The 23,338-nt window shown below is 57.4% G+C and carries 21 protein-coding genes; 16 read left to right on the top strand and 5 right to left on the bottom strand.

The annotated features are described in order from the left end of the window. Window positions 1-189 precede the first annotated feature (189 nt). The 3 genes from dnaN to gyrB all read left to right on the top strand — a co-directional run bounded on the left by dnaN (window position 190) and on the right by gyrB (window position 4,981). The gene (gene dnaN, locus Q0932_RS01375; protein WP_299348863.1) at window positions 190-1,308 is read left to right on the top strand and encodes a DNA polymerase III subunit beta; all 1,119 of its coding nucleotides are present in this window, start codon (window positions 190-192) and stop codon (window positions 1,306-1,308) included. Between the two features lie 58 nt (window positions 1,309-1,366). Further along, a complete protein-coding gene (gene recF, locus Q0932_RS01370; protein WP_299348861.1) occupies window positions 1,367-2,470 on the top strand; it encodes a DNA replication/repair protein RecF in 1,104 nt (367 codons plus the stop codon). 96 nt (window positions 2,471-2,566) lie between these two features. Then, window positions 2,567-4,981, top strand: coding sequence for a DNA topoisomerase (ATP-hydrolyzing) subunit B (gene gyrB / locus Q0932_RS01365; RefSeq protein WP_299348858.1), 2,415 nt, complete (start codon window positions 2,567-2,569; stop codon window positions 4,979-4,981). A gap of 68 nt (window positions 4,982-5,049) precedes the next feature. Here gyrB and Q0932_RS01360 read toward each other — a convergent pair whose 3' ends face one another. Together Q0932_RS01360 and Q0932_RS01355 are read right to left on the bottom strand one after the other, a co-directional pair. After that, a complete protein-coding gene (locus tag Q0932_RS01360; RefSeq protein ID WP_299348854.1) occupies window positions 5,050-5,754 on the bottom strand; it encodes a GntR family transcriptional regulator in 705 nt (234 codons plus the stop codon). 69 nt (window positions 5,755-5,823) lie between these two features. After that, a complete protein-coding gene (locus Q0932_RS01355) occupies window positions 5,824-7,185 on the bottom strand; it encodes a formimidoylglutamate deiminase (RefSeq protein ID WP_299348852.1) in 1,362 nt (453 codons plus the stop codon). A gap of 79 nt (window positions 7,186-7,264) precedes the next feature. Here Q0932_RS01355 and hutI point away from each other — a divergent pair, with 79 nt between their 5' ends. The 6 genes from hutI to Q0932_RS01325 all read left to right on the top strand — a co-directional run bounded on the left by hutI (window position 7,265) and on the right by Q0932_RS01325 (window position 14,786). Continuing rightward, complete coding sequence (gene hutI, locus Q0932_RS01350) at window positions 7,265-8,473, top strand: imidazolonepropionase (RefSeq protein WP_299348849.1); 1,209 nt, start codon at window positions 7,265-7,267, stop codon at window positions 8,471-8,473. After that, the gene (gene hutH, locus Q0932_RS01345; protein ID WP_299348846.1) at window positions 8,470-10,008 is read left to right on the top strand and encodes a histidine ammonia-lyase; all 1,539 of its coding nucleotides are present in this window, start codon (window positions 8,470-8,472) and stop codon (window positions 10,006-10,008) included. Before hutI ends, hutH begins: the two co-directional genes overlap by 4 nt. After that, entirely contained in the window at window positions 10,008-10,802 is a 795-nt protein-coding gene (gene hutG, locus Q0932_RS01340; protein WP_299348843.1) for an N-formylglutamate deformylase, read from the top strand. The genes hutH and hutG overlap by 1 nt, the downstream gene beginning before the upstream one ends. A gap of 3 nt (window positions 10,803-10,805) precedes the next feature. Next, a complete protein-coding gene (hutU, locus tag Q0932_RS01335) occupies window positions 10,806-12,476 on the top strand; it encodes a urocanate hydratase (protein WP_299348841.1) in 1,671 nt (556 codons plus the stop codon). A 166-nt stretch (window positions 12,477-12,642) separates the two neighbouring features. Beyond that, window positions 12,643-13,746, top strand: a complete 1,104-nt coding sequence (aroC, locus tag Q0932_RS01330; RefSeq protein WP_299348839.1) for a chorismate synthase — start codon at window positions 12,643-12,645, stop codon at window positions 13,744-13,746. A 95-nt stretch (window positions 13,747-13,841) separates the two neighbouring features. After that, the gene (locus Q0932_RS01325; protein ID WP_299348837.1) at window positions 13,842-14,786 is read left to right on the top strand and encodes an AEC family transporter; all 945 of its coding nucleotides are present in this window, start codon (window positions 13,842-13,844) and stop codon (window positions 14,784-14,786) included. Here Q0932_RS01325 and Q0932_RS01320 read toward each other — a convergent pair. Next, window positions 14,783-15,946, bottom strand: coding sequence for a cytochrome P450 (locus Q0932_RS01320; RefSeq protein ID WP_299348835.1), 1,164 nt, complete (start codon window positions 15,944-15,946; stop codon window positions 14,783-14,785). The two genes, Q0932_RS01325 and Q0932_RS01320, sit on opposite strands and share 4 nt — an antisense overlap. 87 nt (window positions 15,947-16,033) lie before the next feature. Here Q0932_RS01320 and Q0932_RS01315 point away from each other — a divergent pair, with 87 nt between their 5' ends. Together Q0932_RS01315 and Q0932_RS01310 are read left to right on the top strand one after the other, a co-directional pair. Then, entirely contained in the window at window positions 16,034-16,555 is a 522-nt protein-coding gene (locus Q0932_RS01315; protein ID WP_299348832.1) for a MarR family winged helix-turn-helix transcriptional regulator, read from the top strand. Between the two features lie 30 nt (window positions 16,556-16,585). Continuing rightward, window positions 16,586-17,506: a DMT family transporter gene (locus Q0932_RS01310; RefSeq protein ID WP_299348829.1), complete on the top strand. Its 921-nt coding sequence runs from the start codon at window positions 16,586-16,588 to the stop codon at window positions 17,504-17,506. Here Q0932_RS01310 and Q0932_RS01305 read toward each other — a convergent pair. Both Q0932_RS01305 and Q0932_RS01300 read right to left on the bottom strand, forming a co-directional pair. Then, entirely contained in the window at window positions 17,503-18,999 is a 1,497-nt protein-coding gene (locus Q0932_RS01305; protein ID WP_299348826.1) for a malonate decarboxylase subunit alpha, read from the bottom strand. The genes Q0932_RS01310 and Q0932_RS01305 overlap by 4 nt on opposite strands. Window positions 19,000-19,004: 5 nt before the next feature. Then, window positions 19,005-19,874, bottom strand: a complete 870-nt coding sequence (locus Q0932_RS01300) for a branched-chain amino acid aminotransferase (RefSeq protein WP_299348824.1) — start codon at window positions 19,872-19,874, stop codon at window positions 19,005-19,007. Window positions 19,875-20,041: 167 nt separating this feature from the next. On the opposite strand from Q0932_RS01300, the gene Q0932_RS01295 reads away from it, so the two are divergent. The 5 genes from Q0932_RS01295 to Q0932_RS01275 are packed head-to-tail and all read left to right on the top strand — an operon-like array spanning window position 20,042 to window position 23,332. After that, complete coding sequence (locus tag Q0932_RS01295) at window positions 20,042-20,539, top strand: MarR family transcriptional regulator (RefSeq protein WP_299348821.1); 498 nt, start codon at window positions 20,042-20,044, stop codon at window positions 20,537-20,539. Next, entirely contained in the window at window positions 20,536-21,237 is a 702-nt protein-coding gene (locus Q0932_RS01290) for a response regulator (RefSeq protein ID WP_299348818.1), read from the top strand. Before Q0932_RS01295 ends, Q0932_RS01290 begins: the two co-directional genes overlap by 4 nt. A 50-nt stretch (window positions 21,238-21,287) precedes the next feature. After that, window positions 21,288-22,223, top strand: a complete 936-nt coding sequence (locus Q0932_RS01285) for a histone deacetylase family protein (RefSeq protein WP_299348815.1) — start codon at window positions 21,288-21,290, stop codon at window positions 22,221-22,223. Beyond that, window positions 22,220-22,462 (top strand): exodeoxyribonuclease VII small subunit, encoded by a 243-nt coding sequence (locus Q0932_RS01280; protein WP_299348812.1) that lies wholly within the window; start codon window positions 22,220-22,222, stop codon window positions 22,460-22,462. The genes Q0932_RS01285 and Q0932_RS01280 overlap by 4 nt, the downstream gene beginning before the upstream one ends. After that, window positions 22,463-23,332 carry a farnesyl diphosphate synthase gene (locus Q0932_RS01275; RefSeq protein ID WP_299348809.1) on the top strand — a complete coding sequence of 290 codons (870 nt, stop codon included), beginning with the start codon at window positions 22,463-22,465 and terminating at the stop codon, window positions 23,330-23,332. Window positions 23,333-23,338: the final 6 nt, after the last annotated feature.

Below are 23,338 nucleotides of genomic sequence, written 5' to 3'. Positions count from 1 at the left end.
CCAAGTTTGGCACACCGATCGCCAGCCGCAAAAAGGTATCTAAAGCATGTCTTATTGCGTGCTTTCGGCTCCGCGACCTTGCCATCCCTTGACGCCCCCTCAAAACCATCGGAAAACTCAATAAAAGGCTTGAGCCGAAGGGGGAATAGGTTACGTTGCCCCTCCCGGCATCGCAAAAGGGACACGGATATGAAGATCAGCATCGAACGCGGCAACCTGCTCAAGGCAGTCAGCCAGGCCCAATCGGTTGTCGAGCGTCGCAACACCATTCCAATCCTTGCCAATGTGTTGATAGAGGCCGAAGGTGATACGGTTCAGTTCCGCGCAACCGATCTGGATATTGAGGTGGTTGACAAGACTCCGGCAATGGTCGAACGCGCGGGTGCCACGACAGTATCGGCCACGACCTTGCATGAGATCGTTAGGAAATTGCCCGATGGCGCCCTCGTGACCCTGACCGATGATGGGGCCTCGGGTCGACTGACCGTCGAAGCCGGGCGTTCGAATTTCTCGCTTGCCACGCTGCCGCGCGAAGATTTCCCCGTGATGGCGTCGTCCGAATACCAATCGAATTTCTCAGCGCCGGCTGCCGTGTTGCGCCGCCTGTTCGACAAATCGAAATTCGCCATCTCGACCGAAGAAACCCGCTATTACCTGAACGGTGTCTATATGCACGTTTCGGATGCCGAGGGCGCCAAGGTCCTGCGCTGTGTTGCCACTGATGGTCACCGTCTGGCGCGTATCGACTCTGATTTGCCCGAAGGTGCCGCGGATATGCCGGGCGTGATTGTGCCGCGCAAAACCGTGGGAGAGCTGCGCAAGCTTCTGGATGACGATGAGATGCAGATTGCTGTGTCGGTTTCCGAAACCAAGGTGCGTTTTGCCACCCCCGACATCACACTGACCTCGAAAGTGATCGATGGCACTTTCCCCGATTACACGCGTGTTATTCCACAGGGCAACACGCGCAAGCTTGAGGTGGACGCGTCTGAATTCGCGCGGGCCGTGGATCGTGTCGCCACCGTCTCGTCCGAAAGGTCCCGTGCGGTCAAGCTGCAGTTGGACGAAGACAAATTGGTCTTGTCAGTCAACGCCCCTGACAGTGGCGCGGCGGAAGAAGAACTGGCCGTAGCCTACTCTGACGAACGTCTAGAGATTGGGTTTAATGCCAAGTACCTCTTGGAAATCGCCAGCCAGGTCGATCGGGAAAACGCGGTGTTTATGTTCAATTCGGCCGGTGATCCGACCCTGATGCGCGAAGGTGGCGACACCAGCGCGGTCTATGTTGTCATGCCGATGCGGGTTTGACGGGCTGGCACCCGTGCCTGCGGCGCGCGTAATTGTGAAAAATTGAAGAGGCGGGAACATGTCTGGCCTCTTTGTTGAAACGCTCAAGCTTTCCCATTTTCGATCTCACAAAAAGGGTCGTGTCGATTGCGATGCGCGCCCTGTGGCCATTTTTGGCCCGAACGGTGCCGGGAAGACCAATATTCTTGAGGCCGTATCGCTGTTTTCCCCCGGGCGAGGACTGAGACGTTCCAGCGCCGAAGCAATGACTCGTCGACCCGAGGCGCTGGGTTGGAAGTTAAGCGGCCATATTCGGTCTCTGGGGCAATTGCACGAGGTTGAGATCTGGTCTGAAGAGGGCAGCGCCCGGCAATTGCGTCAGGATGGCAAAGCAGCCCCGCAGACAGATCTGGCGCGAATAACTCGGGTCCTGTGGCTTATTCCGGCAATGGACCGCCTGTGGATTGAAGGTGCCGAAGGGCGGCGTCGGTTTCTTGACCGTATGGCACTGTCTTTTTTCCCGCGACACGCAGAGGCCTCACTGGCCTATGAGAAATCCATGCGCGAGCGCAACCGGCTGCTTAAGGACCAAGTGCGCGATGCAGCGTGGTATGGTGCCCTTGAAGCGCAGATGGCTGAGAGCGGAGCTGTGATCCATGCCAATCGTCTGGCGGCCATCGCGCATCTTAAGGCGTCGCAGACCGAGGCGGAAACAGCATTCCCCTCGGCAGAGCTGACATTGAGCCACGCAGATATGGTGTTGCCTGATACCGCAGGCGACTTGCGTGCAGCGCTGGCTGAAAGCCGCCCGAGGGACATAATGGCAGGACGTACCCTCATTGGCCCTCATCGCGCGGATCTTGAGGCTGTTTACACCGCCAAGGATGTCCCGGCCCGCGATTGCTCCACCGGTGAGCAAAAGGCGCTTTTGATTTCGCTGATCCTCGCCAATTGCCGGGCGCTGGCTGCCGACTTTGGTGCGTCTCCAATTCTCTTGCTGGACGAGGTCGCTGCCCATCTGGATGCAGATCGTCGCGCCGCTCTCTATGATGAAATCTGTGCCCTTGGTGCGCAGGCCTGGATGACCGGGACGGAGCGGGATTTGTTTGCCGATATGGGTGATCGGGCGCAATATCTTGAGGTCACGGAAGAGGCCGGGATCTCGGCTCTTACTCAGCGCTGATTCTCGGGTTTCTCCGACACAAAAAACTTACGCCAATTGCGTGACATTCCTTGCTCAAACGCCTATTTTGTGGGGACTGAAAAAGGGAAATACCATATGTCCGAAGAGACACAGAACAATGCGGAATACGGCGCGGATTCCATTAAGGTTCTCAAGGGCTTGGAGGCTGTCCGAAAGCGTCCCGGAATGTATATCGGGGATACCGACGATGGTTCAGGCCTACACCACATGGTGTATGAAGTCGTCGACAACGGTATTGACGAGGCGCTCGCGAAACACGCGGACCATGTAAAGGTCAAAATCCACGCTGACAGCTCTGTGTCGGTTTTCGACAACGGACGCGGGATTCCGGTCGGGATTCACGAGGAAGAAGGCGTGTCAGCGGCCGAGGTCATCATGACCCAGCTGCACGCTGGCGGTAAGTTTGACTCGAACTCGTACAAGGTTTCGGGCGGTCTGCACGGTGTGGGTGTCTCGGTTGTGAACGCGCTCTCGGACTGGCTTGAGCTGCGCATCTGGCGCGAAGGCAAAGAGCATATCGCACGGTTCGAGCATGGCGATACGGTCAAGCATTTGGAAGTGGTGGGCGAGACGGATCAGACCGGTACTGAGGTGCGCTTTATGGCGTCGCTCGAAACATTTTCGAACCGCGACTACGTGTTTGAAACGTTGGAGAAGCGACTGCGCGAACTGGCTTTCCTGAACTCGGGCGTACGCATCATCCTTGAGGATGAGCGCCCTGCCGAAGCTCTCAAAACCGAGTTGTATTATGACGGCGGTGTCAAAGAATTTGTAAAGTATGTCGACCGCCACAAGACGTCGATGATGTCTGAGCCAATCTATGTCATTGGCGAGAAAGACGACATCGGCGTTGAGGTCGCGATGTGGTGGAATGACAGCTATCACGAGACGGTGCTGCCCTTTACCAACAACATCCCACAGCGTGATGGCGGAACGCACATGGCGGGCTTCCGGGGCGCTCTGACGCGGACGATCAACAACTATGCACAATCCAGCGGTATCGCCAAAAAGGAAAAGGTCAGCTTTACCGGCGACGATGCCCGGGAAGGCCTGACCTGTGTGTTGTCGGTCAAGGTGCCTGATCCTAAGTTCTCATCCCAGACCAAAGACAAGCTGGTCTCGTCCGAGGTACGCCCTGCTGTCGAAGGGTTGATGAACGAAAAATTGGCCGAGTGGTTCGAAGAGAACCCCAATGAAGCCAAAGTCATCGTCACCAAGATCATCGAAGCGGCCCATGCCCGCGAAGCCGCCCGCAAAGCGCGTGAATTGACCCGGCGCAAAACGGCGATGGACGTCAACTTCCTTGCGGGGAAGCTAAAAGATTGTTCTGAAAAAGACCCGTCCAAAACCGAAGTCTTCCTCGTCGAGGGGGATTCAGCGGGTGGATCTGCGCAAACCGGACGGGATCGTCAGACACAGGCCATCTTGCCCCTCAAGGGTAAAATCCTGAACGTAGAGCGCGCCCGGTTTGACCGAATGCTGTCCAGCCAAGAGATTGGCAACCTTGTGATGGCACTGGGTACTGGAATTGGCCGTGACGAGTTTAATCTCGACAAGCTGCGCTACCACAAGATCGTCATCATGACCGACGCGGACGTAGACGGCGCGCATATCCGCACCCTGTTGCTCACATTCTTTTATCGGCAGATGCCGGAATTGATTGAAAATGGGCATCTCTTCATTGCGCAGCCGCCGCTTTACAAAGTGGCGCGGGGCAAGTCCGAGGTGTATCTCAAGGATCAGGCCGCCATGGACGATTACCTGATTGATCAGGGCATCGACGGAGCAATCCTGCGGCTTGGCTCTGGCATGGATATGAGCGGGCAGGATTTGTTGCGCGTGGTGACAGAAGCGCGTCAGTTGAAACGCGTTCTGGACGCTTTCCCTACGCACTATCCTCGCCACATTCTGGAGCAGGCCGCTATTGCGGGTGCCTTTGTGCCCGGCGCAGTGGATGCGAACCTTCAGGGCGTTGCCGATCAGGTCGCGGCCCGTCTGGATCTGATCGCGCTGGAATACGAACGCGGTTGGCAGGGCCGGATTACGCAAGATCATGGCATCCGACTGGCGCGTATCCTGCGCGGTGTCGAAGAAGTCCGCACACTGGATGGACCGATGCTACGGTCGGGTGAGGCCCGCAAAACCGGCAGCTTCACAGCCAGCCTGCAAGAGGTTTACAACACCCCGGCAACGCTGGTTCGCAAAGACCGCAACCAGATGATCTATGGTCCGTTGGATTTGCTGAGCGCGATCCTCACCGAAGGTGAAAAAGGCTTGTCGCTGCAGCGCTACAAAGGACTGGGTGAAATGAACCCGGACCAGCTATGGGAAACCACGCTGGATCCCGACGCCCGCACGCTGTTGCAGGTCAAGGTCGAGGACATGGCCGAAGCCGACGATCTCTTTACCAAGTTGATGGGCGATGTGGTTGAGCCACGCCGTGAGTTTATTCAGAAAAACGCGTTGAGCGTTGAAAATCTGGATTTCTAACCCCGCCGGGCATTTGAAAGATCTGAGAGTGACATGCGTAAGGCATGTTCTCTCTGATCTCTTTGAGGTCAGTACTGCGTCACCATCCGATAACCGGGGTGAAAGTGCATTCTTGCGAAGGTCACGGGCCGACCTTGCAGCCAGGTGACCCTTTCTGCCGTGAACAAGGGCTCGTCCTGTTCCGCATTCAGAAATTCAGTCACATATGGCGTGGCGCGAGTTGCCTGGAACGTCAGTTCGACATTGGTAAACGGGACGGCTTGCACCAACCATTCATTTGGACCGATTTCTGAGAAATCGGCATCCAGAACGCCCGGCACACTGTCAATGACGATCCACCGGTCTTCAAATTGAAAGGGTTTGTTGTCGGCATAATGCATGCACTTTAGGTGTAATACGTCCGGAGATTGCTTGAGGTTCAGGCGCGCAGCAAGCCATTCGGGCCCAGATTGCCGCTTGGATGAGATCAGGTAATACCGGTATGCCGCGCCAGTTGCGGTGATTTCATCACGTGTCAGGGAAATCGCAATACGAGCATGGCGCACCGGCGCATTCAAAACACGCGTGCCAGTCTTGCGCTTGCGCTCCAGATATCCCTCTTCGGCGAGTTCTCGAAGCGCACGATTGACGGTTGTCCTCGTGCTGGAAAATTCAGCGGCCAAGTCGGTCTCGTTCGGCAAGAGACTATCCGGCAACCAAGTGCGGTTCTTGATACGCTCGAGGACAATTCTCTTGATGTCGCGATAGCTCAGGTTTGCCGCTGGCGTTGTCATCTTGTCTTCCAAAAGCACTGACTGCGATTAACGATTGAAACATATACACATATCAGCGGGCCATACAGGTTAAACCGCATCCAGAAGCCCCCGCATCGCGCGTTTGAACCGGCGCGTGATATGGTCCTGCGCCACATGATGTCCTGACTTTACGACATGTCGTCCTGCAGACCAGGTGTCGGTCACAACTTCATCGCCAGCAGCGAAACACAAGCCATCCAAAAGCTGTGCGTCGTTGAGGGCGAACAGGGTGGGGTGCGTGGAATCGATTGCGACAAGATCCGCCAATTGCCCAACACCTATCTCGCCCGCCTGTCGATTTAGGGCCAATGCGCCACCTTTAGCCGCTTTTGTGTAGAGTGTTTTTCCAGTTGATCCAGCCTCATCGGCCAGAACATTCCGGGCCTTGTCGCGCAGACGCTGCGAGTACTCCAACGTCCGTAGTTCTTCCGTGAGCGAAATGCGCACGTTCGAATCCGAACCCAGCCCAAAAGCACCCCCGTTGTTCAAGTACGGAACGCCGTTAAAGATCCCGTCGCCCAAATTGGCTTCGGTGATCGGGCAGAGGCCCGCCACGGCGCCGCTTTGAGCCATGGCAACGGTTTCCTCATCTGTCATATGCGTCGCGTGGATTAGGCACCAACGATTGTTAACTTCAGCATTGTCCAGCAGCCACGAAACCGGGCGCTGTCCGAGTTTGGCCTCAACATCCACAACCTCTTTAAGTTGTTCCGAGATGTGAATGTGAACGGGTCCCTCAGGTCTTTGCGTCAGGACCTCTGCAAGGTCAGCCGGAGATGTCGCGCGAAGAGAGTGGGGAGCAATCCCAATTCTGCAGTCGGCAGGCATTGATTGCAGCTGGGACTCGCAGTCTTGCACCAGCCTGAGGAAGCGGGCGACATCGTTTGAAAATCTCAGTTGCCCGCCTGTCAACGGCTCTTGGTTGACGCCACCATAGGTATAGAGAACGGGCAAGTGCGTCAGGCCAATGCCGGTTTCTTGTGCGGCGGCGAAAATGCGTTGGCTGAGTTCTGATAGCGTATCATAGGACCGCCCCCCCGGTTGATGATGGACATAGTGGAACTCGCCGACTGACGCGTATCCGGCCTTTTGCATTTCCATGAACACCAGCGCCGCAATTGCCTCGACCTGATCGGGGCTGAGGTGATCGAGAAACCGGTACATCAGGTCACGCCAGGTCCAGAAGCTTTCTTTGCCCGCTGCTCGAAACTCGGTCATTCCAGCCATGGCCCGCTGAAAGGCGTGGCTGTGAAGATTGGCCAATGCAGGCAACAACGTGTCGACCTCGGTGTCTTCGGATTGGGGAGATTGCTCCAAAAAAACGCCATCGATGCAGCCATCTGTGACTGTCACGCGAACGTTTTTTGCCCAGGTTTTGCCCAGCAGGGCGCGTTTCGCGTGAATGGTCATGACATTTCTTTTGTGTAGACAATATAAGTTTATAAATATACCAAATAAGCATCCCTATCAACGATGAAATCGAATCGACATGAGCAACAAAGTCATTCTCACAAATGCTGCGCTGGCGACGATGACCTCGGGCGCAGCCCCCTACGGACTGATCGAAAATGGCGTGATTGCTCTGCAAAATGGCCTGATCGAGTGGGTGGGGCCCGCTGATGACTTACCCGCAACCTATTCAGATTGGCCGCACGACGACCTTGCCGGGCGCCTTGTCACGCCGGGCTTGATTGATCCGCACACCCATGTCGTGTTCGCCGGAGATCGCGCAGCAGAGTTCGAAATGCGCCTGAATGGTGCCAGCTACGAAGAGGTGGCCCGCGCCGGTGGCGGGATCGTCTCCACGGTGACGGCGACCCGGAAGGCAAATGTTGAGAAATTGGTCGATTTGGCGCTTCCACGCGTCAAAACGTTGATCTCCGAAGGTGTTACGACCTTGGAGATCAAGTCGGGCTATGGGTTGGATCAAGAGGCTGAGCTAAACATGCTTCGGGCCGCGCGCAGGATTGGGGAAGTCTGCGACGTTGATGTGCAAACCACGTTCCTCGGAGCCCATGCGGTACCAGCCGAGTACTCAGGCAGAGATGACGCCTATATCGACGACGTGTGCATTCCCGCTTTGCGCGCCGCCCATGCCGAAGGCCTTGTTGATGCGGTTGACGGATTTTGTGAGGGCATTGCTTTCCAGCCCAACCAGATTGCCCGTGTCTTTGACGTGGCCGTCGAACTGGGATTGCCTGTCAAGCTACATGCCGAACAGCTGTCCAACCTAGGAGGGGCGAAGCTGGCGGCAAGTTATGGTGCGCTGTCTGCGGACCATATCGAATACCTTGACGAAGACGGGGTCAGAGCGATGGCCGAGGCTGGCACAGTTGGTGTCATCCTGCCCGGTGCATTCTATACACTCCGAGAAACCCAACACCCTCCCATCGGACAGATGCGCGCGCATGGGGTGCCGATTGCTCTGGCAACAGATTGCAATCCGGGATCTTCACCGCTGACGTCCTTGCTGTTGACCATGAATATGGCGTGCACACTGTTTCGCCTAACGCCCGAAGAGGCCTTGGCAGGTGTCACGCGCAATGCCGCGCGGGCCCTTGGGTTAAGTGATCGTGGTGCCATCGCGCCGGGCCTGAGGGCTGACCTCGCGGTTTGGGACGTCAAGACACCGGGCGAGCTTGCGTATCGCATCGGGTTCAACCCTCTCGCAAAACGGATTTTCGGAGGCGGATCGTGACAACTCTGACATTGACCCCCGGCCATGCAACCTTGGCACAACTTGAATGCGTCTACCGTGACGAGGTTGCGGTGGTGTTGGATCCGACTTGCAAGCCAAGTGTTGAAGACGCCGCTGCACGCATCGAGGCCGCTGCAAACGGAAACGAAGCGGTTTATGGCGTCAACACAGGCTTTGGCAAACTTGCCAGCATGAAGATTGCCGCCAAAGACACCGAAGCACTGCAACGAAACCTGATCCTCAGCCATTGCTGTGGGGTAGGTGACCCCATGCCGCGCCGTGTTGTGCGTCTGATGATGTCACTCAAGCTGTTGTCATTCGGGCGTGGCGCGTCGGGCGTTCGCTGGGCCCTTGTTGAGCTGATGCAAGACATGTTGGCCAAAGGTGTTGCGCCGATCGTGCCCTCACAGGGGTCTGTTGGCGCGTCGGGAGACCTGGCGCCACTGGCGCATATGACCGCGGCGATGATTGGCGAAGGTGAAGCCGAGTTCCAAGGCGCGACGCTGCCTGCCCATGAGGCGTTGGAGCGCGCCGGACTTAGCCCTGTCGTTCTCAGCGCCAAAGAGGGACTGGCCTGCATCAATGGCACGCAATTTACTACCGCCTATGCTCTGGTCGGGCTGTTTCAGGCCTGGCGGGCAACACAGAACGCTTTGGTTATTTCGGCGTTGTCCACGGATGCAATCATGGGATCGACCGCGCCCCTACAGCCTGAGATTCACACGCTGCGTGGCCACCGCGGTCAAATCGAGGCAGCCGCAGCCCTCAGAGAGATTCTGAAAGGGTCTGAGATCCGGGAAAGTCACCGCGAAGATGATACCCGCGTGCAGGACCCCTATTGCATCCGGTGCCAGCCGCAAGTGACCGGTGCCGCAATGGGAGTGATGCGCCAAGCGGCACATACGTTGCTGGTCGAAGCAAATGCCGCCACTGACAACCCTTTGGTTTTGGTCGAGTCCGGGCTGATTGTGTCTGGTGGGAACTTCCATGCTGAACCGGTTGGCTTTGCCGCGGACATCATCGCGCTGGCGATTGCCGAAGTGGGGGCGATTGCCCAAAGGCGTGTTGCCCTGATGGTGGATCCGACCCTCAGCCACGATCTTCCGCCATTCCTGACACCTGACCCCGGTTTGAATTCGGGCCTCATGATTGCCGAGGTCACCTCAGCCGCATTGATGAGTGAAAACAAGCATTTGGCAAACCCCTGTGTGACCGACAGCACACCGACATCGGCCAATCAGGAGGATCATGTCTCGATGGCAGCCCACGGCGCGCGGCGGTTGGAACGTATGGTGCGCAATCTCGACCACATTCTGGGAATTGAACTGTTATGTGCCGCGGCTGGTGTTGAATTTCGCGCCCCCCTGACAACCAGCCCGGCGCTTCAATCCGTTGTCTCGCGATTGCGTCAGGATGTCCCGATGCTCGAAGCGGATCGGTACATGGCGCCTGACCTTGCCGCCGCCTCAGAGTTGGTCAGATCCGGAGCTTTGCTATCGGGCGTTCCGGTGCCCGATCTGAAAGTGCAAAACTAATGGACGCGGTTCAGGTAAATCAGGGGAGCAGTCCCATTGTTCTTGGCCTGCCACATGTCGGAACGTTTGTGCCTGATGAGATCGCACAGAACTTCACACCGCGAGGGCGTGAATTGCCCGATACCGATTGGCATGTCGACCGGCTGTATGACGGATTGGTGCCTAGCGTGACCACGGTTCAGGCCACATTCCACCGCTATGTTGTGGATGCCAACCGCGATCCATCTGGCGTGTCTCTTTATCCCGGGCAGAACACCACTGGCCTTGTCCCCGAAACCGACTTTGACTGTGTACCGATTTGGCGGACTCCCCCGGACGCGGCCGAGGTCGAAGCCCGTCGCAAAGCTTATCATGCGGTCTATCACGAGGCTTTGCAGGCAGAGCTTGACCGGGTGCGCGCGGTGCATGGTGTTGCGATCCTCTATGATTGCCACTCGATCCGGTCCGTCATTCCGCACCTGTTCCAAGGCATCCTGCCAGATTTCAACATTGGCACGAACAATGGCGAAACCTGCGCCAAGGCCATCGAAGCAGCGGTGGTTGGCGTTTGCGCAGACGCCAAAGGCTACACGAGTGTTCTGAATGGCCGCTTCAAAGGGGGCTGGACCACCCGCCACTATGGCCGCCCACAGGATGGTGTGCATGCCATTCAAATGGAATTGGCGCAAAGCACACATTTGACTGATGAAAATGCGGGATGGGTCTATGCGCCAGAAAAAGCAGGCCGCCTGCGCCCACATTTGAAACGCATCCTTGAAACTCTGGCCGACCTGGCCCCCAAGCTAAAGGGCTGACACATGAACGATCCACGCCACAACACCCGCGACGTCTTTCCACCAACCGGGACTGAATTGACCGCCAAAAGCTGGCTCACTGAGGCACCGCTGCGGATGCTGATGAACAACCTGCATCCTGATGTGGCCGAAAACCCGCATGAGCTGGTGGTTTATGGTGGTATTGGCCGGGCGGCACGGACGTGGAAGGACTTTGACCTGATTTGCGACAGCCTCCGAGATCTTGAGATGGATGAAACGCTGTTGGTGCAGTCGGGTAAGCCGGTCGCCATCGTCAAAACCTACAAGGACGCGCCCCGTGTTTTGATCGCCAATTCAAACCTCGTGCCGCATTGGGCCAATTGGGATCACTTTAACGAGCTGGATCGGAAAGGTCTGGCCATGTACGGCCAGATGACCGCCGGCTCATGGATCTACATTGGCAGTCAGGGCATCGTTCAGGGCACCTATGAAACCTTCATGGAAGCTGGTCGCCAGCACTATGACGGCAACCTCAAGGGCCGTTGGATTCTGACTGGTGGACTTGGCGGTATGGGCGGCGCGCAGCCCCTGGCTGCCGTCATGGCCGGGGCCTGTTGTCTGGCCGTGGAATGTGACGAGCGCAGTGTCGATTTCCGCTTGCGGACCCGCTATGTCGATGAAAAGGCAGACAATCTGGATGAGGCGCTTGAGATGATCGACCGCTGGACCAAGGCGGGTGAGGCCAAGTCAGTGGGTCTGATCGGCAATGCTGCTGACATCTTCCCCGAAGTTTACGAACGTGGCGTGCGGCCGGACATCGTGACCGACCAAACCTCGGCCCATGATCCAATCAACGGGTATCTGCCCCAGGGCTGGAGCGTCGCTGAATGGCGCGCCAAGGCTGAAACGGCCCCGAAAGAGGTGGAGAAGGCCGCGCGGGCCTCCATGAAAGTGCACGTCGAGGCGATGGTTGCGTTTCACCATGCTGGCGTGCCCACAGTCGACTACGGCAACAACATCCGCCAGATGGCGCTTGAAGAGGGTCTGGAGAACGCCTTTGATTTTCCAGGTTTTGTGCCGGCCTATATTCGCCCGTTGTTCTGCAAGGGCATCGGCCCGTTCCGCTGGGCCGCGCTGTCTGGCGATCCCGAGGACATCTACAAAACCGATGCTAAGGTCAAAGAGCTGTTGCCCGACAACACGCATCTGCACAACTGGCTGGATATGGCGCGCGACCGGATTTCCTTCCAAGGCCTGCCCGCCCGGATTTGCTGGGTTGGTTTGGGTGATCGGCACCGCTTGGGGCTGGCCTTTAATGACATGGTTGCCCGTGGCGAGTTGAGTGCACCGGTGGTCATCGGCCGCGACCATCTGGACAGCGGCTCGGTGGCCTCGCCGAACCGCGAAACCGAAGCGATGAAGGATGGCTCGGACGCCGTGTCGGACTGGCCGCTCTTAAATGCGCTGACCAACACGGCATCCGGTGCAACGTGGGTGTCACTGCACCACGGCGGCGGTGTTGGCATGGGGTTCAGTCAACACGCAGGCGTGGTTATTGTCGCCGATGGCACTGAGGACGCGGCCAAACGGTTAGAGCGTGTACTTTGGAATGATCCGGCTTCTGGCGTCATGCGTCATGCGGATGCAGGCTATGAGTCCGCCAAGGAATGTGCGCGCGTGAACGGGCTGCGGTTGCCGGGAATCCTGGGGTAAAACACAATCGGTCTGAGAAAACCGTCACTTCTGGTTCGAGGGATCGGGGGTCATTCACGCGATACTCGCTCTGTTCAGGACTGCAACAGAACGACAGCGGACCCTCAAGAACCCTTGAGAAACGTGCCTGCGCCAGCTATGCCCCTGCCAAGCAAAGGAGCGCCCCATGTCGATGAACTCATTTGGACATCTTTTCCGCGTCACCACTTGGGGTGAAAGCCACGGTCCTGCTTTGGGGGCAACGGTTGACGGGTGCCCTCCGGGCGTGCCTGTGGACGAGGCGATGATCCAGCACTGGCTCGACAAGCGCCGCCCAGGTCAGAACAAGAACATGACCCAACGCAACGAACCTGATGCAGTGAAAATCCTGTCCGGCGTGTTCGAGGGTCAGACAACCGGGACGTCGATCCAGTTGATGATCGAAAACACCGACCAGCGGTCGCGTGATTATGGTGATATCTCCGAGACATTTCGTCCGGGTCACGCCGACATAACATACTGGCAAAAATACGGGATTCGCGACTATCGCGGCGGCGGCCGCTCCTCAGCCCGTGAAACGGCCGCCCGCGTGGCCGCAGGTGGTGTGGCGCGCGAGGCGATCAAAGCCATGGCCCCAAATGTTGAGATCAAGGGCTATATGACTGCGATGGGCGCGCTGGATATTGATCGCTCGACATTTGATTGGGACGCCATCGACCAGAACCCTTTCTGGATTCCTCAAAATCAAGACACCGCGCAGGAATGGGAGGACTACCTCCAGAAACTGCGCAAGGATCACAACTCAGTCGGTGCAATTGTCGAAGTGGTGGCGCGTGGCCTGCCTGCAGGTCTGGGCGCGCCGGTGTATGGCAAACTCGACACCGACTTGGCGGCTGCGATGATGTCCATCAATGCGGTCAAGGGCGTGGAAATTGGTGAGGGCATGCAGGCCGCGCGCCTGACCGGCGTCGACAATGCGGATGAGATTTTCATGGGCGCAGACGGCCCTGAGTACGGGTCAAACCATTCGGGCGGCATTTTGGGCGGTATCTCCACCGGCCAGGACATTGTCGTGCGCTTTGCCGTCAAACCGACCTCGTCGATCCTGTCTCCGCGTCGCTCCATCCGAAAAGATGGCACGCCGATCGAGGTTGTCACAAAGGGTCGTCATGACCCTTGTGTGGGCATTCGCGCCGTGCCTGTTGGCGAAGCGATGATGGCCTGTGTCATTCTGGATCATCTGTTGTTGCATCGCGGACAAGTCGGCGAAAACCGCGGCAAAATTGGCTGATAGCCCATCCGCTGGCGGTCCATTCCTGGAAATTAATTGCCTTCTTAAGTAATTTTGCGCAATGGATAATCTGTTACGGCAGGCCCGGCAGCTCAATGATTGATATTCTGACCATCACTTTTCCGATCTATGCGGCCATTGCCGTCGGGTATTTTGTCGTGCGCAAAGCATGGTTCACCTCGGCTGACATGCGCAGTTTCGGCAAATACGTCATGAACATTGCATTGCCAGCGCTGTTGTTTAACGCCGTCGCGTCGCGTGACATCGCAGAGGTTCTGCATTGGGGCTATCTGGCGGCTTACACACTCGGCGGGCTGGCAACCATTGTTGTCGCATTTCTGCTGTTCTCTCTCACGGCGTCAGACAAGCCAAGGCGCGCGATTGCGGTGTTGGGCAGCACATGTCCCAACTCGGGGTTCATCGGTTATCCGTTGATGTTGCTGACCTTTCCCGAGATCGCGGGCATTGTTCTGGCACTAAACATGCTGGTCGAGTTGATTGTTCTCATTCCAATATGCCTGATCCTGATCGACATGGCGCGTGACGGTGAACACCGCTCCGTAGCATGGCAAGTCATGGCAAACCTGATGGGGGTTGTACGGCGCCCAATGATGATCGGGTTGTTGCTTGGGCTCGTCGTGTCGGCCTTGAAGCTACCAATTCCAGGGCCGATGGATCACCTGTTTCACATCATTGCCGCGTCGGCTTCGGCGCTGTCGCTGATCGTGATCGGGGGGTCTTTGGTCGGGTTGCCTCTGAAAGGGAATCGACTGTTTGCGACACAAATCGCGGCGGCGAAATTGCTATTGCACCCGGCATTGGTCTTTGTCGCCGTGCTGGTTCTGCCGATCCTGGGATTTGCCCCCTTGGGGCCGGAAATGTTCGCCGCAGTGATCCTGTCTTCGGCGATTTCGATGTTTGGGATTTACACCGTCTTGGCACTAGACAGCGGACTAGAGGGGCTTGCCTCTATCGCCATGTTGATCGCCACAAGTGCGGCCTTTGTGACCCTGACAGTCTTGCTAGGCGCCCTGACCTAAGGCGTCCACGTTACGGGCATGGACAGCGGACCCCGAAAGGCCCAGCCGCCGAGTGCGACGTCCCCGTCCAGCGTGAGGCCTGGCAACTGCTCAAAGATCATCGGTAGAGCCACATCGGCGATCAGACTGCGCGCCGCCCAGGCCCCTGCACAGAAATGCGGCCCGGCACCAAAGGCAATGGATGGCCCGACATCCTGAGTGATGTCAAAGTCGTCAGGCCGCGTAAACTTGTCTTCGTCCCGGTTGCCAGACCCGAACATGAAGAACACCCGATCCTCGGGGTCAAACGTCACGCCACCCGCCTCAAAGCGCTGGGCCACGCGTCGCGGGGACATGCCAATGGGCGACATCCAGCGCGCGTATTCTTCAAAAGCCTGAAGCCACGTCGCATCCCCCTCTCTCACCCGTGAGAGTTGGTCTGGATGGCTGAGCAGCGCCCAAACCACGCCTGCAATGGCATCGCGAGGTTCGTTCTGCCCACCACTGATGGCAAGTTTGATATTCGCCCGAATAGCAGTGTCTGGCAGACCTGCCTGCATCTGCACCGATAACAGTGAATGGTTCGGATCTGCGGACAATGTCGGCATCATCTCGTCAATATGTCGGTCAATAGAGGCTGTGCAGTCATGGCAATTGGCTTCGACTTTCGGATCACCCGCATAGTTGGAGCATCCATCGATCATGCCCTGGCTCACACGGTCCATCTCCTGCCAGCTCATGTTGGTCAGGCCCGTGATGGATTTCAAAGCCTCGCCAGAGATACGCATCGCAATATCGCGCACCATGTCTGCCCGGCCATTGGGTTTGATTTCTGCCAGTATAGTCTCTGTTGCAGCTTGAAACTGTCCCAACCACACATCTTTGACCGTGCGCGGAGAAATGGTGGGAAAGATTGCCTTGCGCTCTGCGGCATGCGCCTCGCCATCCTTGCGCATCATGTTTTGCCCCATGAGCACCGTCATCAGGCCATCTGGTTGATCGGACGAAAACACATCAATCTTTTTCTCATTCTTAAAGATGTCGTCGCGTCGGCAGAACAGTGTCGCGTCCAGTTGCGGAACATATGCGATTGGCGCCTCGGCGCGCATGCGCTTGAGTGTGGGATAGGGATCATTCCAAAACGCCTTGGGATCGATATCAAATACCGGTGCATTGGACATTGCGAAGCTCCATGTGTTGTCATGTCAACACGCTCATGATTGCCTGAACTTGTTGTCATGTCAACAACTGGGGTTTAGTCTGTCCAGATGAGCGAACTTGATGATGCCCTTTTCCTGATAGATCCGAACGACAGTGAGTCGAGTCCTGCGCGTCGTACGTTAAGCTTTCGGCGCACGCCAACGGTGCTTTTGAACTTTGCGGCCAATCGTTTCACGCGCAATGCCGCACGGTATTATCAAAAGCAGTTCGGTATTGGTGCCATGGACTGGCGCATGCTGGTCATGCTGTCACGCGAGCCCGGCAGCAGTGTTTCACACGCCGCAAAAACTATCGGGATCGACAAGGCCGCGGTAAGCCGCAGCCTGCAAAGGCTCGAAAAAATGAATCTGGTTTCGGCCAAAGCCTCTGGGCCGGATGAGCGCCGGAAAGACTGGACCTTGACTCCCGCGGGGGCCCGGATGCACGACGAAATACTGATCGTCGCGCTTGAGCGGCAACGGCAGTTATTGACCGGGTTCAGCAAAGCCGAGGTCGAGCAATTCACAGACTATCTTGCGCGCTTCCTGTCCAATCTGGACACTCTGGCAGACGATACCACCGATGATTAACACCCCAGGCCCTGATCGAGAGATCTCAACATGAACCCAATCCGCGGTATCGCACTGAAACTGATCTCGGTTCTGCTGTTTTCGATTATGGCAAGCTGCATCAAGGCCGCTTCGGCGCATGTGCCTCCGGGTGAGGCGGTCTTCTTTCGCTCCATCTTTGCGCTGCCGGTTATTTTTGGATGGCTTTTGTTGCGCCGCGAGTTGCGCACCGGCCTCAAGACAGACAACGTCATGGGCCACTTCTGGCGTGGTGTCATTGGGACAACCGCTATGGCGCTTGGCTTTTCGGCGCTGGGCCTTTTGTCGTTGCCCGAAGTCACGGCAATAGGCTATGCCGCGCCGCTACTAGTTGTCGTATTTGCCGCGATGTTCCTCGGCGAACAGGTGCGCTTGTTCCGCCTGTCCGCTGTCGGGTTGGGTCTATTGGGCGTGATGATCGTGCTCTACCCGCGTCTTTCATCGCTGAGTGGCGAGAACCGAGACGCAGTGGCGGCACTGGGGGCCGTACTTACGCTGGGGTCTGCAACCTTCATGGCGCTGGCTCAGATTCATATTAGACGTTTGGTTCAAACCGAAAAAACCTCGGCTATTGTGTTTTACTTCACGCTTAGTTCCGCCCTGTTGTCGTTACTAACCCTGCCTTTTGGCTGGGTGATGCCTACAGGATACGAGGCGCTCTTGCTTGTTGCTGCGGGTCTCTTGGGGGGAATCGCACAAATCTTTCTGACCTCCGCCTATCGCTTTGCACCTGCGTCCACAGTGGCGCCGTTTGACTATGCCTCCATGCTGCTGGCGATTGTGATCGGGTATTTCATCTTTGCCGAAACACCAACAATTCACACGCTAGCAGGGGCTGCGCTGATCATCTGCGCAGGCGTTCTGATTATATGGCGTGAGCGCCAATTGGGCCTCAAACGCGGGGCTCGAAAGACCCTGACTCCGCAGGGTTAGAGCCGTACTACGTCCAGAACCGAACCGTCCCTGTACTCGCAGATTGCAACGATCCGCGTAGACATGTTTTCTGGATTGCACGGCGCTGCTTCTGCTGCGGCCAACGCCCTTAATTCGTCCATGGACAGGACCGGTAGGCCCGCCGCTTGAGCATGTTTTGCCAATTCGGAACGTGAGGGGTGCACAGCGATCCCTGCCTCGGTTACAACCGCGCCGATTGTTTGACCGGGTGTGGTCAAACAGGCCAGATCCTTGACGATCTTGGGAAACCCGCCAGCAGTGAGCGTTGTCGTGACAATGGGCAGTTTGGCGCCCGCTGCGGTGTCCGCATGCCCGCCTGATCCGCCAATGATACGCCCTGTGCTGGTGGTTGTGACATTGACGTTGAAGTTGATATCTACTTCGGCCGCGCCAAGGATCATCACGTCGAGCTTGTTGGCAATAGCGTCTTTGCGGGCCGGGCTGGCATAGTGCGCGGCCGACATCGCGTGATGGTCGGGATCGTTGGCATAAGACTGTACGGCTTTAAGATCAAAGGCCTGCACATCCCATATCTCGCGAAACAGGCCTTGGTCGTGCATCTGCACCAGCGGCCCCGTAACGCCGCCGGCGGCAAAACCGCCAACGACCTTGTTGGCCTGCATGATTGGCTCAAGAGCTTTGGCAACCGCCAAAGATGTAGCACCGGCGCCGGTTTGAAAAGAGAACCCATCCCGTAACAGCCCCGACGCTTCAATCAGCTGTGCCGTCAAATCCGCGATCTTTAGGCCATTGGCAGACGGCACTCGCCCGGTTGTGCCAGACACAATCTCTGAGGCGGAGCCAATGGATTTGACCCGTACGATCTTATCAACTTGGCCAGCGGGGATGCAGATACGCGGCAACCTGTCAGTCAGATGATCCGTCACGGCAATCACGTGCTCCGCATGGGCGGCATCGACCATGGCATATCCCAACGGACCACAAGCCTCTGGCCCTGCGGCACCGGTCAGGTTGCCTGCCTTGTCCACCGCAGGGACCGCAACAAAGGCCGCATCTATGGCCAGCTGCCCGCTTTCAATAGCATAGGCACGACCGCCGTGGGTTTGAAGAACTGCCGGATTGCGCAGCTTGCCCGCCTTGATGGCATCCGCTAGGGGCCCATTCATGTATGAGGTGGTGACGCGCGTGACGGTTTCATCCTCAAGAAACGGGATCAGGCTGGCATGACAGGGAAATAGCGAAGACGGTGCGATGTGAAGATTGCTCAGCCCGAGCGCTTGGCAGGCCATCAAAACCTGTCGCATGACATCATCGCCATTGCGCAGATGGTGGTGAAACGAAATCGTTGCACCGCTGCGCAGTCCAGCCTCGCGAATGGCATCCGTCAGCGTCGCTGTATGTCGCGGTTCGACGGGCGATCGGGGTCTTTTGGGCGGTATTAGAGACGAAACGGTCCCGGCGAATGCGCGCACGGGGCCGTAACCATCAATGTATGTCGGCAGGTCTGCCACTTGGCTTAGGACCGGACGAGTTTTTCGTAATCTTCCGCGATCTCACGGGTGATGTCACCGACTTCAAAAGTGTACTCACCGATCTGACCAACCGGGGTCACTTCGGCAGCGGTGCCGGTCAACCAGCACTGTTCGAAATCTGCCATTTCCTCGGGCTTGATCCGGCGTTCATTGACCGTGATGCCCTTGTCTTTCAGCATCTGGATGACAGTCTGGCGGGTGATACCGTTCAGGAAGCAATCGGCCAGAGGTGTGTGCACCTCGCCATCCTTCACAAAAAACACGTTGGCGCCCGTGGCTTCGGCAACATAGCCACGCCAGTCCATGAACAACGCGTCCGAACACCCTTTGGCTTCGGCTTTGTGCTTGGAGATGGTGCAGATCATGTAGAGGCCCGCCGCCTTGGCATGGACCGGAATAGTTTCAGGGCTGGGACGTTTCCACTCGGCGATGTCCAGCTTGGCGCCCTGCATTTTGGCGTCACCGTAATAGGCGCCCCACGGCCACACAGCGATGGCCATGCGCACGGGGTTCTTGGCCGAGGCCACGCCCATGTCTTCACCGGATCCACGCCAGACCAACGCGCGCACATAGGCGTCGGTCAGGCCGGATTCCTTGAGCGTTGCTTCTTTGGCCGCTTCGATTTCGTCTACCGAGTAAGGCATCGGCATGTCGAGCGCTTCGGCCGAAGCAATCAGGCGCTCTGAGTGTTCGCGGCTTTTGAAAATCTTGCCGTTATAGGCGCGCTCGCCCTCAAACACCGAGCTTGCGTAGTGCATGGCATGTGACAGGATGTGGACATTGGCGTCCCGCCAATTGACAAACTCTCCATCCATCCAGATCGTGCCGTCACGATCATCATATGAACCAGACATGGCTCGTCCTCCAGTATAGGTCTATTTGCATATGTTGCGCGTGATAGGGCCGAATCGGACATAATGTTGCGCAAAATCTGAGAGTCGCTATCAGTTCACGCTTGGAGTGTCAACAAAGCTGACGTATTGTGACGCTTAAACAGGCAATATGTGATTGGTACGTGTTGATGCCGGAAACGACCAGCGGCGAAAGCCTCCTCTATCTGACTGACGAACAATTGCGGCAAGGGATCGAGGCGATGTACTTTGCCTATCGCGGCTTCACCGCTGATCCTGACCGTATCCTAGCAACGATGGCCTATGGGCGCGCGCATCACAGGGCGATCCACTTTATCAAACGGGCGCCAGGTACAACCGTGACCAATCTGTTGGAAATTCTTGGGGTGACTAAGCAATCGCTCAACCGAGTTCTGCGCACGTTGATCGAAGATGGTCTGGTCGAAAGCCGGGTTGGCCCCTCGGATCGCCGCGAGCGCAACCTGTTTCTGACTGAGTCTGGAGAGGCCTTGGAAAACCGCCTGTCTGACGCTCAACGCGCCCGTATGCGCGCGGCCTATCGAGATGCTGGCCCTGAGGCCGTAGCCGGCTTCCGCCGCGTGCTCGAAGCGATGATGGATGGCGAGATGCGTCGCCGCTATGTGAGCCTGAGGGAAAGCGGCCAATGAGTGATGTCGACCCCCATCTGTTGATTGTGGATGATGACGAACGCATCCGCGAGCTTTTGAAAAAGTTTCTCGTGCGCAACGGGTTTCTCGTGACATCTGCGCGCGACGCGGCCCATGCCCGGCGTATCCTGTCGGGGCTCGATTTTGACATGATCGTTCTGGATGTGATGATGCCGGGTGAAGACGGCATGAGCCTGACCCGCGCCATTCGGGAAACCTCCACCACCCCGATCATGTTGCTTACAGCCAAAGGCGAAACCGAAGATCGGATCAAAGGACTTGAGGCGGGGGCGGATGACTATTTGCCCAAGCCGTTTGAACCCAAAGAGCTGCTTCTCAGGATCAACGCAATCTTACGGCGGATGCCTGAAGTGACCGAAACCGATGCCGTGCCAAAGGTTCTGCATCTGGGCTCCATTCGCTATGACATTGAGCGTGGCGAGATGTGGCAGGGTGATGAGATCGTGCGTCTCACGGCCACCGAAAGTCAGCTGATGAAGATCTTTTCGGCCACCCCCTCCGAGCCTGTCAGCCGGACCAAACTGGTCGAAGACCTCGGCCGGGATGGCGGTCAGGCCCAAGAGCGCGCGGTAGACGTACAGATCACACGCCTGCGTCGCAAGATCGAAGCAGACCCCAAACAACCGAGGTATCTGCAAACCGTTCGGGGTGCCGGATACATGCTGGCCCCGGATTGATTTTAATGCCTTCGGCGAGAGTATTTTAGCAAAATGAAGCAGGGGACGTCATGACCACAGCCTTGTTCACGCATTCCGATTGTTTGGCTCACAGGACACCACCGGGGCATCCCGAGCAGGTTGCCCGACTGGAGTACATTGCGTCAGCACTTTCGGACTCCAAGTTTGATCCTCTGGATCGCCGAGAGGCGCCGCTTTGTAATGATGCCGATATCTTGCTCAGCCACCCGCAATCTCATCTTGATGCAATGATCGCAGCCGAGCCAGAGTCCGGTAACCGCGCGATTGATGGCGACACACATATGTCGCCCGGATCGATTCAGGCGGTACGGCGCGCCGTAGGCGGGTGCGTGGCCGCGGTGGATGCGGTGATGTCTGGTGAAGTGAAAAACGCCTTTGTTGCCTGCCGCCCTCCGGGCCACCACGCGGAGCAATCGACACCTATGGGCTTTTGCCTGTTCGGCAATGCGGCGATCGCGGCGCGCCATGCAATGGAGCGACACGGGCTAGAGCGCGTTGCCCTTGTGGATTTCGATGTGCATCACGGTAATGGCACACAGGCGCTCTTGTGGAACGAGCCGCGTGCGCTGTTCTTCTCCAGCCATCAGAACCCCTTGTGGCCGGGCACGGGGATGCCCGAGGAAACTGGTGGCCACAACAACATTCACAACCTGCCACTGCCGCCGCAAAGCGATGGACGTCTGATGCGTGCGACCTATGACGCGCAAGTCTGGCCAGTGATCGCGGGCTTTGACCCGCAACTGATTATTATCTCGGCCGGATTTGACGCACATGAGGCTGATCCTCTGGCCAATCTCAATTGGTCGACTGAGGACTTTGCATGGCTCACGCGCAAAATCTGTGAACTGGCGGCCGAGCATTGCGAAGGCCGCGTTGTCTCGACTCTTGAGGGCGGATATGATCTGTCGGCACTGGCGGCTGCGACCGCCGCCCATGTCAGCGTATTGATGGAGAATGGCGCATGAGTGACACGCCCGTAAGCGAACTGAGCTTTGAACAGGCTATGGCCGAACTGGAAAAAGTTGTGGGCCAGCTTGAACGCGGCGACGTGGCATTGGACGAATCCATCGCGCTTTATGATCGCGGTGCCAAGTTGAAAAAGCTGTGCGAAGAAAAGCTCAAGGAAGCCGAAGAAAAGGTGGCGGCCATTACTCTGGATGGAGATGGCAACCCCGCCGGGTTGAAACCTGTCGAAGGTCTCTAAATGTTCCAGACTTGCCTGAAAGACGTTGCGGCACAGGTGCAGTCCCATCTGGACGCCACGATGGCGCCATTTGGTGCGTTACCTGTCGCGCAAGCTATGCATTATGCCAGTGCGGGTGGAAAACGGCTGCGGGCGTTTCTGGTGATGGAAAGCGCCCGTTTGCACGGCGTTGACCCATCTTTGTCGATCTGGCCCGCGACAGCGATCGAGGCCATGCATGCCTATTCGCTCGTGCATGACGACCTGCCCTGCATGGATGACGATGATCTGCGCCGCGGCCAGCCCACGGTGCATGTAAAGTGGGACGAAACCACCGCCGTTCTGGCGGGCGACGCCTTGCAGTGCTTTGCCTTTGAATGCGTGAGCCACCAAGATTGCCACCCGAACCCTGCCATTCGCGCCGAGTTGACCGTTCGGTTGGCCCGCGCCGCAGGGGTCCAGGGCATGGTTCTGGGGCAGGCGCTGGATATTGCGGCCGAAACCGCCACCACGGCTTTGACGCTCGAGGAAATCACCCGGCTTCAGGCCGGCAAAACCGGCGCACTTATCGCGTGGTCGGCCACGGCCGGAGCGGTCATGGCAGAGTCAGATACCGCCCCCCTGCAGCGCTATGCAGAAGATCTTGGTCTTGCTTTCCAGATTGCCGACGACATCTTGGATATTGAAGGCGATGCCGCCACGGTCGGCAAAGCCGTGGGAAAAGATGCTGATGCCGGCAAAGCGACCTTTGTCTCGCTCTTGGGTCTTGAGGGTGCGAAACGCCGCGCCCGCGACCTCGTGGAGGATGCCTGCACAGCGCTCGACATGTATGGTGGTCAGGCAGATACCTTGCGGGAGGCGGCCCGTTTCGTTATTGCCCGCGACAGTTAAAGACAG

The sequence above is a fragment of the uncultured Shimia sp. genome, from assembly GCF_947498095.1.
GTDB lineage: Bacteria > Pseudomonadota > Alphaproteobacteria > Rhodobacterales > Rhodobacteraceae > Shimia.
The sequence above is the reverse complement of the archived record's forward strand: the minus strand, read 5'-3'. Positions and strand labels throughout refer to the sequence as shown.

Excerpts from the sequence above, each read along its gene's own strand:
- Q0932_RS01355 (WP_299348852.1), bottom strand. The coding sequence starts at position 7,185 with ATGACCATTCACGCGAAACGCGCCCTGCTGGGCAAAACCTGGGCAAAA.
- Q0932_RS01295 (WP_299348821.1), top strand. The coding sequence starts at position 20,042 with ATGCCGGAAACGACCAGCGGCGAAAGCCTCCTCTATCTGACTGACGAA.
- Q0932_RS01285 (WP_299348815.1), top strand. The coding sequence starts at position 21,288 with ATGACCACAGCCTTGTTCACGCATTCCGATTGTTTGGCTCACAGGACA.
- Q0932_RS01275 (WP_299348809.1), top strand. The coding sequence starts at position 22,463 with ATGTTCCAGACTTGCCTGAAAGACGTTGCGGCACAGGTGCAGTCCCAT.
- gyrB (WP_299348858.1), top strand. The coding sequence starts at position 2,567 with ATGTCCGAAGAGACACAGAACAATGCGGAATACGGCGCGGATTCCATT.
- hutI (WP_299348849.1), top strand. The coding sequence starts at position 7,265 with ATGAGCAACAAAGTCATTCTCACAAATGCTGCGCTGGCGACGATGACC.
- Q0932_RS01315 (WP_299348832.1), top strand. The coding sequence starts at position 16,034 with ATGAGCGAACTTGATGATGCCCTTTTCCTGATAGATCCGAACGACAGT.
- dnaN (WP_299348863.1), top strand. The coding sequence starts at position 190 with ATGAAGATCAGCATCGAACGCGGCAACCTGCTCAAGGCAGTCAGCCAG.
- Q0932_RS01280 (WP_299348812.1), top strand. The coding sequence starts at position 22,220 with ATGAGTGACACGCCCGTAAGCGAACTGAGCTTTGAACAGGCTATGGCC.
- hutG (WP_299348843.1), top strand. The coding sequence starts at position 10,008 with ATGGACGCGGTTCAGGTAAATCAGGGGAGCAGTCCCATTGTTCTTGGC.
- hutU (WP_299348841.1), top strand. The coding sequence starts at position 10,806 with ATGAACGATCCACGCCACAACACCCGCGACGTCTTTCCACCAACCGGG.
- recF (WP_299348861.1), top strand. The coding sequence starts at position 1,367 with ATGTCTGGCCTCTTTGTTGAAACGCTCAAGCTTTCCCATTTTCGATCT.
- Q0932_RS01325 (WP_299348837.1), top strand. The coding sequence starts at position 13,842 with ATGATTGATATTCTGACCATCACTTTTCCGATCTATGCGGCCATTGCC.
- Q0932_RS01360 (WP_299348854.1), bottom strand. The coding sequence starts at position 5,754 with ATGACAACGCCAGCGGCAAACCTGAGCTATCGCGACATCAAGAGAATT.
- Q0932_RS01320 (WP_299348835.1), bottom strand. The coding sequence starts at position 15,946 with ATGTCCAATGCACCGGTATTTGATATCGATCCCAAGGCGTTTTGGAAT.
- Q0932_RS01310 (WP_299348829.1), top strand. The coding sequence starts at position 16,586 with ATGAACCCAATCCGCGGTATCGCACTGAAACTGATCTCGGTTCTGCTG.
- Q0932_RS01290 (WP_299348818.1), top strand. The coding sequence starts at position 20,536 with ATGAGTGATGTCGACCCCCATCTGTTGATTGTGGATGATGACGAACGC.
- aroC (WP_299348839.1), top strand. The coding sequence starts at position 12,643 with ATGTCGATGAACTCATTTGGACATCTTTTCCGCGTCACCACTTGGGGT.
- Q0932_RS01300 (WP_299348824.1), bottom strand. The coding sequence starts at position 19,874 with ATGTCTGGTTCATATGATGATCGTGACGGCACGATCTGGATGGATGGA.